The sequence below is a fragment of the Aurantimonas litoralis genome (assembly GCF_026153195.1).
GTDB classification, from domain to species: Bacteria; Pseudomonadota; Alphaproteobacteria; order Rhizobiales; family Rhizobiaceae; genus Aurantimonas; species Aurantimonas coralicida.
The window spans coordinates 938,366-948,087 of the sequence record NZ_JAPFBM010000001.1; the positions used below are offsets into that span (position 1 = coordinate 938,366).

The 9,722-nt window shown below is 64.8% G+C and carries 13 protein-coding genes; 1 reads left to right on the top strand and 12 read right to left on the bottom strand.

Annotated elements, in window-relative coordinates:
- Positions 1-136 precede the first annotated feature (136 nt).
- From N7I30_RS04480 to N7I30_RS04510, 7 genes are all read right to left on the bottom strand, one after another.
- Complete coding sequence (locus N7I30_RS04480) at positions 137-394, bottom strand: hypothetical protein (protein WP_498636968.1); 258 nt, start codon at positions 392-394, stop codon at positions 137-139.
- 242 nt (positions 395-636) lie between these two features.
- The gene (locus N7I30_RS04485; RefSeq protein WP_498636970.1) at positions 637-1,116 is read right to left on the bottom strand and encodes a hypothetical protein; all 480 of its coding nucleotides are present in this window, start codon (positions 1,114-1,116) and stop codon (positions 637-639) included.
- The gene (locus tag N7I30_RS04490; RefSeq protein ID WP_498636972.1) at positions 1,113-1,439 is read right to left on the bottom strand and encodes a hypothetical protein; all 327 of its coding nucleotides are present in this window, start codon (positions 1,437-1,439) and stop codon (positions 1,113-1,115) included. Before N7I30_RS04490 ends, N7I30_RS04485 begins: the two co-directional genes overlap by 4 nt.
- 106 nt (positions 1,440-1,545) lie before the next feature.
- Positions 1,546-2,004 (bottom strand): hypothetical protein, encoded by a 459-nt coding sequence (locus tag N7I30_RS04495; RefSeq protein WP_498636974.1) that lies wholly within the window; start codon positions 2,002-2,004, stop codon positions 1,546-1,548.
- Positions 2,004-2,198, bottom strand: a complete 195-nt coding sequence (locus N7I30_RS04500; protein ID WP_498636976.1) for a helix-turn-helix transcriptional regulator — start codon at positions 2,196-2,198, stop codon at positions 2,004-2,006. Before N7I30_RS04500 ends, N7I30_RS04495 begins: the two co-directional genes overlap by 1 nt.
- 99 nt (positions 2,199-2,297) lie before the next feature.
- Positions 2,298-2,924: a hypothetical protein gene (locus N7I30_RS04505; RefSeq protein ID WP_498636978.1), complete on the bottom strand. Its 627-nt coding sequence runs from the start codon at positions 2,922-2,924 to the stop codon at positions 2,298-2,300.
- Positions 2,921-4,159, bottom strand: a complete 1,239-nt coding sequence (locus N7I30_RS04510) for a tyrosine-type recombinase/integrase (protein WP_498636980.1) — start codon at positions 4,157-4,159, stop codon at positions 2,921-2,923. Before N7I30_RS04510 ends, N7I30_RS04505 begins: the two co-directional genes overlap by 4 nt.
- Positions 4,160-4,608: 449 nt before the next feature.
- Here N7I30_RS04510 and N7I30_RS04515 point away from each other — a divergent pair, with 449 nt between their 5' ends.
- Complete coding sequence (locus N7I30_RS04515; RefSeq protein WP_498636982.1) at positions 4,609-5,775, top strand: diguanylate cyclase domain-containing protein; 1,167 nt, start codon at positions 4,609-4,611, stop codon at positions 5,773-5,775.
- Positions 5,776-5,914: 139 nt separating this feature from the next.
- Here the strand turns inward: N7I30_RS04515 and N7I30_RS04520 are convergent, their stop codons facing one another.
- The 5 genes from N7I30_RS04520 to N7I30_RS04540 all read right to left on the bottom strand — a co-directional run bounded on the left by N7I30_RS04520 (position 5,915) and on the right by N7I30_RS04540 (position 9,712).
- Positions 5,915-6,274: a DUF2934 domain-containing protein gene (locus tag N7I30_RS04520; RefSeq protein ID WP_498636984.1), complete on the bottom strand. Its 360-nt coding sequence runs from the start codon at positions 6,272-6,274 to the stop codon at positions 5,915-5,917.
- Between the two features lie 280 nt (positions 6,275-6,554).
- A complete protein-coding gene (gene gph, locus N7I30_RS04525; RefSeq protein WP_498636986.1) occupies positions 6,555-7,241 on the bottom strand; it encodes a phosphoglycolate phosphatase in 687 nt (228 codons plus the stop codon).
- Positions 7,241-7,798 carry a thioredoxin family protein gene (locus N7I30_RS04530; protein WP_498636988.1) on the bottom strand — a complete coding sequence of 186 codons (558 nt, stop codon included), beginning with the start codon at positions 7,796-7,798 and terminating at the stop codon, positions 7,241-7,243. The genes gph and N7I30_RS04530 overlap by 1 nt, the downstream gene beginning before the upstream one ends.
- Positions 7,799-7,880: 82 nt before the next feature.
- Positions 7,881-8,666, bottom strand: coding sequence for an SDR family NAD(P)-dependent oxidoreductase (locus tag N7I30_RS04535; protein WP_498636990.1), 786 nt, complete (start codon positions 8,664-8,666; stop codon positions 7,881-7,883).
- Complete coding sequence (locus tag N7I30_RS04540) at positions 8,666-9,712, bottom strand: phosphotransferase (protein WP_498636992.1); 1,047 nt, start codon at positions 9,710-9,712, stop codon at positions 8,666-8,668. The genes N7I30_RS04535 and N7I30_RS04540 overlap by 1 nt, the downstream gene beginning before the upstream one ends.
- Between the last annotated feature and the right edge of the window lie 10 nt (positions 9,713-9,722).

Consider the following 9,722-nt stretch of genomic DNA (forward strand, 5'->3'; position numbering starts at 1 on the left):
GCGCGGTCTGCGTTGCGACTGGTAACGGCAGCGTCTCGCATGCCGCTGGTCCAGGCAGGAAGGGACTGAAGCCCGCATCCCCTCGGCAGCGTTTCGCATGCCTTGCCGGTAATATAATACCATATGCCCAAGGAGGTCAATGCTTCGCCTGCCTCTCGCCAGTGACGCTATCCAGTGCACCGGCTTCGATCCGATCGGCGACTAACCGGAAGGCGTCCGCCGCTGCTTCGGCACCATTCAGGGAAGACGCCTGCGCCGCGGCATAGGTCAGCAAACGATCAATGACGACGAGCGGAGAGGCGTTGCCATCTCTTGCCATCATCTCCACCGCCCGCTCCAGGATCATGTCGCATCGCTTCTGGTCGGCAGGTATCTGCTTGCTGAAATCGCTCATAGCTTCTTCCCCGTTGGAGATGACAGCGTCCAACGAGGAGGCGCGAGCGTTCCCGCTCCTGCCCTTCTCCAAAGCCAAGCGACCGTGCCGCTGCGCAGGCATTTCCGAAGTTGACGCTCTCAGGTGTTTCTTTCTCTCTGCTCTCTGTGTGCTCTCTGTCTCTGTATCCCTCTCTGTCTCTCTCTCTGTATATCGATAGGGCTCTGATACTCTATCGAGGGGGTATCGGAGGGGTATTGCCATCAGGCTCGACCTCCCATGATCCGAGTGCCCATCAGACGCTTGGAAGGCGAAAGGGACAGCACGTCCGCCGGCTCTGATGCAGGGCTACCGCCTTCGGCCGCGAGATAGTCGTCCTCGACCTTCTCTCTTATGCTGTCGCTTTCGATGCCCTCGATGATGCGCCGCGTTCCCTGCTGCTGTTTGGAACCTTTTGGCGCGCAATGCTGAAACCATCGGAGCACGTAGATCTCGCTGGTCTGATCATCGAAGGCGATCAATTCGCCCGCGACCAGTTCGTCGCGAGCGGCCCGATACTCTTCCGGTGTCCACCGCAGATCGGCGCAGGCGTACCCGTCCGGCAGGCAGTAGGTGCCGGCGCTGTTCTGATGTGGCGAGGTCAGGAAGTAGAGGTGCAACGCCTTCGCGTCAGACGACACGCCCATGAAGCGAGCCGAACGCCACAGCGCCGAGGCAACCATCGTGAAGGAGCGGCCACTCATTCGCGGCCCCCCTTCCGGTGCGCTTGCCGGTGATGCTTCCGGCATAGCCAGCGAACGACGAGCGGCCGGCTATAGTCTTCGTGGTGGGCGTCGGTCTTGGCCGCACCGCAGACCTCGCAGCACTGGCGCCGGATCAGGCCGCGCCTGAGTCCGCTATGGGTCGCGAGGTGCGCCCAGTATGCCATTGGGTTTTGTGCCCGCCACCGTGCTTGCCGTGTCAGCACCTTTTCGGTAGCGTCGCGGTTGTCGATAGCGTCGACCGACTGTGCTTGCGAGCCGCGTCCTGCCAGGCGCGGTTTTCGCTTTTCAAGGGCGCCGGTCATCGCGTGACCTCCGGCGTGATGATCTCGACCAGCTTCAGGCAGATGCCAGAAATCGCGAGGAGCGGCACAGTGAGCGCGGCGCGGATGACGAAGGGAGGCGCCGGGATCATGCCGGCACCGCCTTTCCGGTGCGCGCCAGATGCTTCTCGTTGAACTCTGCGTTCTCGACATCGCGAAGGGCTTGCACCGCATCAACGGCGATCCCCGACAACTCGTCCTCATAGTAGGAACGGACTTGCAGGATGCACCAAGCCTGCTCTTCCGCCTCGCGGCCAGTCATAGGGACTGCCTTCCGGGCTGCCGTCAGTACGTCGTCGATGACGCTACCGATGCCCTCGTTTAGGCACTCGACGAGATCGCCAGCGCCGTTGCGGTTCATGTCAGTCTTCCAGAACCGCGGCTGTCCTGAGACGCCGCACCCTACGTCGAGGATCGTCCGAAGCGCGCCAGCGAGGGCCTTCAATTCGCCCAGGCTCAGCTTTTCCAGCGCGTCGGATTTGATGCTGAGGGTGAGCGGGTTACACTCAGTAGACGCATTAGCGCCTATCGTGGATTTGCTGGTCATCAGGCGCGCCTCTCATCACGAGCGGCGATGCGGCCGGCAATCCAGTTGTCCACCTCGTCTTTCACGAAAGCCTTGCGGCCTCGCGTGACGGGTACGAGGCGGGGAAAACCGGCCTCTTCCTTTTCCATCTGCCAGAGCGTCGTGCGGCTGACGCCGATCCGCTGGCAGACATCCTTGATTGAGAGAAATTCCATGTCGCGTTCACCCTTGTTGAAGGTGACGCGATGATGTCCGGTTGCCGGATTGGCTAATATGCCATCATCGAACGAAAACTTGCTCCCAGTGGCACAACTTCAGCCGCGAACATAGCGGTAAACGCTTCGCGGGCTTGGCATCGTGTCCGCGTCACAAAGGCTAGAGAGAACCGATACAATGAAGTTCATCGCGTAGGTGCGCGGCCCCATCGTCGGGGAGAATTTCATCTTTTCAGTTGGCACACCGTCGAACGCTGCGAAGATCGCGAACAGTCGCCGCGTCAGCTCTGCGATAGGCAATTCGGTCGGGTCAAATTCTTTCCAGGCACGGCGTGGACCTGCTACGTCTGCACTCAGGTAGGAGATGACCTGTTCACCTATTCGCAAGGCCGCACGCCAAGCTGCATCATCAGGCCAGCTCAGACGAAAATCGTCGCTTCGCGAGGAAAGAGGAAGCCCGATTTCCCGCTGCAGTATCTTCATCGTCAGCAGCAACGCGTTGTGCTCGGCTTGGGAAGAAGATACCGCAATCTCGCGCATGGCGCGGTTTCTAGCGAATTCCGCAAACGAGTATTCTTGCACCGCGTCCCAAAGCTCATCCAGCGCCGGCTCTTCTCCCACTTCAGAACCAAAATGAACCCGCAGCCAATCCATCGCTCCGTCAATGGCGCGGCCTTCTATTCCGTCCCCCTGAATGACATGGATATAGGGCGCGTGCTCAATCACTGGGCTACCTCCGCCAGCATCGGCACGACAACGGCCTTCCTGCCACTCGTGATGGCGTCCAGATGATTCGCCCATAGGTCCAAGGCGCGGCGCTTAGCGACAAGGTACGTCGACCGATTGTAGGTGCCGGCAACGCCGCTCCGGTGCCCCGTGATGTGGTTCAGAACGGCTTCGATGTGATGCGGATCGACGTCCAGATCCTCGGCCATCCGGGTCGCCATCGTCCGCCGCGCATCGTGAGGCGTCCAGTCCGGGCCATCTTCAAGCTGCAGCTTGTCGCGGACTGCATGGGCGACTGCGTTCCCAGTGATAGCTGTTTCGATCTTGCGGAAGAGAGGCGCTGTCGGGTCGTCGGCATCCTTGCCCATCCTCGCGATAGCTGTCTCGACGATCGCCACAGCGGCCGGAGACAGCGGCACCGTGTGCTCGCGCCCATTCTTCGTTCTGGCGCCGGGCAACGTCCATAGCGCCGCTGTCAGGTCCAACTCGCCGCGCCGCATCCCGGCAACTTCACCAGCCCTTTGCCCCGTGAGGAATAGCAAGCGGATGATCTGGCGCATCGGCGTCGACACAGAGGCGAGGCCGATTTGCTTCCACACATATCGGATCTCGGCGTTCGATAGCACGCGCTCCCGCGACCGCGCCTTCGCACGTTGCTGTACGCCTGCAACAGGGGATGCCGTCAGATAATCCTCGGCGACTGCCCAGTTGAAGAATTTGGAGGTGATGGCCAGCACCTGCCGAGACGCTATCGGCTTCCCCTCGTCAATCTTCCGGTCGATCGCGTCGAGAATGTCGCGTCGTCCGATGCTGCTGATCTTCCGCGTAGATCCTATGATCGGCACCACGTCGTTCGCGAGGACGCGCGCGTCGGTCTGCCACGACCGCTTGTTCGGCTTCGCGTACTTTTCGACGTAGAGGCCGGCCAACTCGGAAAGCGTCATTTCGGCCCGTGCAGCGCGCTTCCGCGTCATGGGGTCCGCACCTTCGGAAATCTTCGCCAACTCTCCCAGCGCCCGCTTGCGAGCCGAGTGCAGGTCCATCGTCGGATAACTGCCGAGCGTCAGGCGGCGCTTGATGCCATCATCCTCTCCTGTCCAGACGATCGACCACGACTTCGCCCCGGTCGGCGTTACTCGGAGCGTCAGACCCCGGATCGTTTCATCCCAGAATTCCGTGCGTTTGTCGGCTCTAATGGTATCGACGAACCTCGTCGTCAGGTTAAGCTTCGGCATCGCGGAGACCCCATCATTAGGCTGCCTGGGGTTCCGGGGTTCCTCTGGGGTTCCAGAAATACCGAACTCGCCTAGACGCCTTCAAACGGAATCATACACGCAAAGCCCCTGCCGGCAAGGCTTTCACACCGACATGGCGTCCGATAATGTCCGCATTCGTCCGGCCGATGATAATTCGTAATGACGGGGTCGCGTGTTCGAGTCACGCAAGCGGCACCATTTCTTCCCTTTGACATCGATGATGCCTGATGTGCCGACGGTGCTGCTCGCGCCGCAGCAAGCCGCTGTCCGGCATCGGCGTCTCGGCGCTCCCACACAGCGCACCCTCGCGGCACCCCGCATGTCATTGATGCGCTGTCCCGCCACGGCAATCCGCTCCCGCGCTGCAACGTCCCGTAAACGACTGTTGTGATATCGAACTGTCTTCGTCACAACGATCAGAATGGCTGATGCTGCGTCACACCGAGCCCGTCGAGGTCTACAAAGCTCTGGTCTCGGCGCTGGCCGACAATCTTCTGCCCACCGCTTCGATCGGCGTGACCTTCTTCATCATCGGGTTCTACGCCTATCTTGAAACCGGTGCGGTCGCCGCGCTCGCCATCACGGTCTTCGGGGTCGCGGCCTCGCTCGGCAAGGCGCTGTTCATCCTCGTCCATCGCCGGACCATCGCCGGGCCGACCCCCGCGCTGGCGGACTTCCGCAGGGTCGAAGCCGGACACGCGATCACGAGCTGGTGCATGGCCGCGCCGATGGGGGCGCTCGGCGCGTTCCTGTTCTCGCAGCCGGACCTGTCGCTGCATATCGTGGCGACGGCACTGCTGTTCGGCTATTGCGCCGGCGTCGCCACCCGGATCTCGGTGCGTCCGCGGATCGCGACGGGCGCGGTTCTCCTGGCGGCGGGACCGGCGATCGTGTCGGCGGCGTTCTACATCGAGGATGCGAGACTTCTCACCGGGGCCGTGTTCCTGGTGTTCCTGATCAGCGCGCTCGAAACCATCGCGCATCTCCATCGCAGTGCCTGCCGCCTGATCACCATGCGCCTGCAGATGGCGACGTTGGCGCGGCGCGATCCGCTGACCGAACTCTTCAATCGTCTGGGCCTGCGCAAGGCATTCGACGCACTGCCCCGGGAGGATCGCAGTCGGGTCGCCGTTCACGTCTTCGACCTCGACGGCTTCAAGGCGGTGAACGACACCTTCGGGCATGGCGTCGGGGACCGGCTTCTCGAGGAGGTGGCCAGCCGCCTGCGCCGGATCGTGGGACCGGGTGACATCGTCGCCCGCATCGGCGGCGACGAGTTCGTGGTCGTCCAGCCGGGTATCGAGGTTCCGGCCGCCCCGGAGCGGCTCGCCCAGCGCATTCACGCCGGCCTGAGCGAAGCCTATCGGATCGACGGCGGGCAGGAGATCCGCGTCGGCCTCAGCCTTGGCTACAGTACCGCATCGTCCCACACCGCCTCCCTCGACGCGCTGCTTCGCGACGCCGATGCGACCTCCTATGCGGTCAAGCGGGACGGCGGCGGTTTTCGCCCGCATCGCCAGGGCGCGCGCACCACGCCGCAGAGCTTGCCGACCGACGCGATCACGGCCGGACCGCAAGCGGTCGCGACGGCCTGACGGGGCAGCGGTCACGCAGACCCGCACTCGGAAGGACGAGCCGTCGCGTAATCGCGGGCCGCGTCCATCTCATGGCCTGCCGGAAAGACCGCCACAGGCCTTTTCAAGCGCAACGCAGGTCATCGCCCGCGCGGCACGATCACCCCCGCGCACCGCCGCTGGCCGGCCGTCCCGCGACCACCGGCACCGGGGACGGCTGGGCGCGGCGCGACCAGCTGCGGGGCTTGGGGTTGGCCATCCGCTGGCCGAACAATTCGGTGGAGAAGGGTTCCGGCGTCCACAGCGCACGGCGCAGGGCGTCGGCTTCGGCGCGCTCGGCCTCGATGCGGTTCCAGCGGGGTTCGTCCGCCGGTTCCGCCGCCGTCACCGGGTTGCGCGCGGCCATGATCCGGTTGGCCTCGGCCCAGTGCTCATGCTCGCGGCCGGTCGGGCGACCCTCGCGTTCCCAGATTTCGTAGGCCAGCCTGCGCACGGCCTCCGCGTCGTCGATCCTGACCATGTCTCGTCTCCAAATACTTTGAAACGGAACTAGGATTCGCATTCAGCGAAGCAGGAGACTGCGACGGGGAAATGACGTTAGCCGCACATTCATCCGACCTGCGACGCGGAACCTGCAACATCTGTCGAGATGTCCCGGCGCCGCCGGACCACACAAGGTTCGACGCGCGGTCACCGATACGCTTGATATAGGGCCGCAAATGTCGCCGGGAAGCACGGCCGCGCAGGATTCCTGCGCGGCCAGGCGCGCATCGTCCACCCCCTTTGATAGGAGGGTGGCGTCAGGCAGGGGCGGACCGCAGGGTCGAGACGGCGGCGCCGAGCGCGTCGAGGCGATCCACGACCGCATCCGCGCCGAGATCGTCGGCGGCGATGCTCGTATAGCCGCCCCGCAGCACGACGACGGGCATGCCGGCGGCCTTGGCGGCGGCCACGTCGTTCTCGCTGTCGCCGACAAAGACGACCTGATCGGCGGCGAAACCCAGGCGCTCGCAGGCGAGCAGCAAGAGGCCTGGCTCGGGCTTCTTCGCCGGGCCGGCATCGCCGCCGACCACCACCTGCATCAGCTCTGACAGACCGAAATGGCTGAGGATCTCGCGCGTCGCGGCCTCGGGCTTGTTGGTGACGACGCCGATCGGGGTGCCGGCATCGACCAGCGCGCGGGTCGCCTCGCTGGCGCCGGCGGTGAGTGTCGTCAGCTCGGTGGCGCGGGGCTCGTAGATCGCCAGGAAGCGATCGACCACGCGGTCGCGCTCGGCCGGGTCGATGCTCTTGCCGAGCCCTTCCCAAGCCCGCTCGACGAGCACCGGCACGCCGCGGCCGACCATGCGGGTTACCGCCTCCAGCGTGAAGGGCGGCTCGCCATAGCTTGCCAGCGTCTCGTTCAGCGCGGCGTGGATGTCGGGGGCGGAATCGACGAGGGTGCCGTCGAGATCGAAGAGGACCGCCTGCGGCCAGTTGCCGGCCATCAGGCGGTTTCCTTCCATTTGATCGAACAGCCGATGGAGGGGATCTGCTCGGCCGGCCCTTTGCCGGTCTCAGCGACCTGGCGCATGGCGTCGAAGAGGTCGCGCGCCGTACCCTCGGGCGCGACGACCTTGCGCGAGGCATCGATGCGGCCGCGATATTGCAGGCCGAGATCGCCGTTGAAGCCGAAGAAATCCGGCGTGCAGACCGCGCCATAGGCCCGGGCGACGCTCTGGTCCTCGTCGTAGAGATACGGGAACGGGAATGCGTGCTGACGGGCGAAATCCTGCATCCGCTTGAAGGAATCGTCGGGGAAGCGCTCGGCGTCGTTGGAGGAGATCGCCACCGTGCCGATGCCCAGCTCCGCCAGTTCAGCCGCGTCGCGGACCAGCCGCTCGATCATCGCCTTCACATAGGGGCAGTGATTGCAGAGGAAGGCCACCAGCAGGCCGTTCTCGCGCTTGTGGTCGAAGATGCGGTGCTGCTTGCCGTCGACGCCGGTGAGTTCGGCGTCGATCGCCTTCCAGCCGAAGTCGCAGATCGGTGGCTGTGCGGCCATGGTTCGTCCTTCTCCTTCGGGCGCCCGCCCGAGACCTAGGGGAAACGCGCCGGAAAATCGAGCCGGACCGCCTCCCCGCGGTTCAGATCGCCGTCAGGCCGCCATCGACGGGAATGGCCGCGCCGGTCATGAAGCCGTTGGCCGGATCGGCCGCAAACAGCACGGCCGTCACCACCTCGTCGATCTCGGCAAGCCGGCGCATCGGAATGCCGCGGACGATCTTCTGCTCGGCCTCGCTCGCCTCCGTGGCCCCGGCCAGCGAACCCGGCGCGCCCAGCACCATGGCGGTGCGGGCAAAGGACGGGCAGACGGCGTTGATGCGCAGGCCGCGGCGGGCGTTCTCGGCGGCGGCGGATTTCGTCAGGCCGATCACCCCGTGCTTGGCGGCGGCATAGACCGACAGAAGCGGCGCCCCGCCGAGCCCTGCGACCGAAGCGACATTGACGATCGCCGCCTTGGTGCCGTCGCGGGCAAAGCGCGCATTCATCGCCGCGATCTGGTGCTTCATGGCGAAGAACACGCCCATCAGGTCGACGGCGATCACCCGCTCGGCCTCTTCGGCGCTGATCTCCTGCAGGCGCTTGTAGTCATGGGCGATGCCGGCATTGTTGATGGCGATGTCGAGGCCGCCGAAGCGCTCGGTCGCCAGATCCACCAGCGCGGAGGCGGTCGCCTCACGCGAGACGTCGCCCGACAGCGTCGCAATCTCCGTGCCGGTGAGCTCTGCGGCAAGGGCTTTAAGCGAGCCTTCGTCCCGGTCGGTGAGGACCAGCCGTGCTCCTTCGGCGGCGAGCGCCGTGGCAATCGCCCGGCCGAAACCGCCGGCCGCTCCCGAAACGAGAACCGCCCTGCCCGCAAAGCGCGTCATCAGGCTTCCTTCTCGATCAGGTCGACGGCGAGCTGCGCCAGGACCGGCACGTTGCGGCCATAGACCTTGGCCTTCTCCGGATTGGAGGCGTTGCCCTGAGTGTAGCGCTTGAAGACGCCCTGCAGGATCGCCGCGAGCCGGAAGAAGGAGAAGGCGACATAGAACGGCCAGTGGTCGATGCCGTCGATGCCGCGTCGCTCGCAATAGCGCGCGACATACTGCTCCTCGGTCGGAATGCCGAAGGCGGCCCGGTCGAGGTCGCCCAGCCCCTTGAAGGAGCCGGCATTGGGCAGGCGCCACTGCATGCACTGGTAGGAGAGATCGGCCAGCGGATGGCCCAGCGTCGACAATTCCCAGTCGAGGACTGCCAGGATCGTCGGCTCCTTCTTGGCGAAGATCATGTTGTCGAGGCGGAAGTCGCCATGGACGAGACCGGACGCGCCGTCGTCGGGCGGCAGGTTCTTCTCCAGCCAGGCGATCAACTCGTCCATCGCCGGGATCGGGTCGATCTTCGACTGCCGGTACTGCTCGGTCCAGCGCGAGAGCTGGCGCTCGAAATAGCTTCCCGGCCGGCCGAAATCGGCGAGCCCCACCGAATCCACATCCACCGAATGCAGCGCCGCCAGCGCGGCGTTCATGGCGTCGTAGATCGCCCCGCGCTCTTCGGGGGTGGCGATTTCCGGCAGGGCGGGGTCCCAGAAGATCCGGCCGTCGCAATGCTCCATGACGAAGAAGGTCCGGCCGAGCGGCGACTGGCTTTCCGTCGCCAGATGCAGCATGCGCGGCACCGGCACGTCGGTGCCGGCGAGCGCCTGCATGACGCGGAACTCGCGGTCCACCTGATGGGCGGATTTCAGCAGTTCGCCCGGCGGCTTGGCGCGCAGGACATAGGTGCCGCTCTCGGCGTCGAGCCGCCAGGTGGGGTTCGACTGCCCCGCCTGAAACTTGACCATCCGTTCGAGCCCGTGGAAGCCCTCCACATGCTCTTCCAGATACTGGCCGAGCGCCGCTTCGTCGATCGTCCGGTCGTCGCCGTCAGTCGTCATCGTGCGCCTT

Excerpts from the sequence above, each read along its gene's own strand:
- N7I30_RS04480 (WP_498636968.1), bottom strand. The coding sequence starts at position 394 with ATGAGCGATTTCAGCAAGCAGATACCTGCCGACCAGAAGCGATGCGAC.
- N7I30_RS04485 (WP_498636970.1), bottom strand. The coding sequence starts at position 1,116 with ATGAGTGGCCGCTCCTTCACGATGGTTGCCTCGGCGCTGTGGCGTTCG.
- N7I30_RS04490 (WP_498636972.1), bottom strand. The coding sequence starts at position 1,439 with ATGACCGGCGCCCTTGAAAAGCGAAAACCGCGCCTGGCAGGACGCGGC.
- N7I30_RS04495 (WP_498636974.1), bottom strand. The coding sequence starts at position 2,004 with ATGACCAGCAAATCCACGATAGGCGCTAATGCGTCTACTGAGTGTAAC.
- N7I30_RS04500 (WP_498636976.1), bottom strand. The coding sequence starts at position 2,198 with ATGGAATTTCTCTCAATCAAGGATGTCTGCCAGCGGATCGGCGTCAGC.
- N7I30_RS04510 (WP_498636980.1), bottom strand. The coding sequence starts at position 4,159 with ATGCCGAAGCTTAACCTGACGACGAGGTTCGTCGATACCATTAGAGCC.
- N7I30_RS04515 (WP_498636982.1), top strand. The coding sequence starts at position 4,609 with ATGCTGCGTCACACCGAGCCCGTCGAGGTCTACAAAGCTCTGGTCTCG.
- N7I30_RS04520 (WP_498636984.1), bottom strand. The coding sequence starts at position 6,274 with ATGGTCAGGATCGACGACGCGGAGGCCGTGCGCAGGCTGGCCTACGAA.
- gph (WP_498636986.1), bottom strand. The coding sequence starts at position 7,241 with ATGGCCGGCAACTGGCCGCAGGCGGTCCTCTTCGATCTCGACGGCACC.
- N7I30_RS04530 (WP_498636988.1), bottom strand. The coding sequence starts at position 7,798 with ATGGCCGCACAGCCACCGATCTGCGACTTCGGCTGGAAGGCGATCGAC.
- N7I30_RS04535 (WP_498636990.1), bottom strand. The coding sequence starts at position 8,666 with ATGACGCGCTTTGCGGGCAGGGCGGTTCTCGTTTCGGGAGCGGCCGGC.
- N7I30_RS04540 (WP_498636992.1), bottom strand. The coding sequence starts at position 9,712 with ATGACGACTGACGGCGACGACCGGACGATCGACGAAGCGGCGCTCGGC.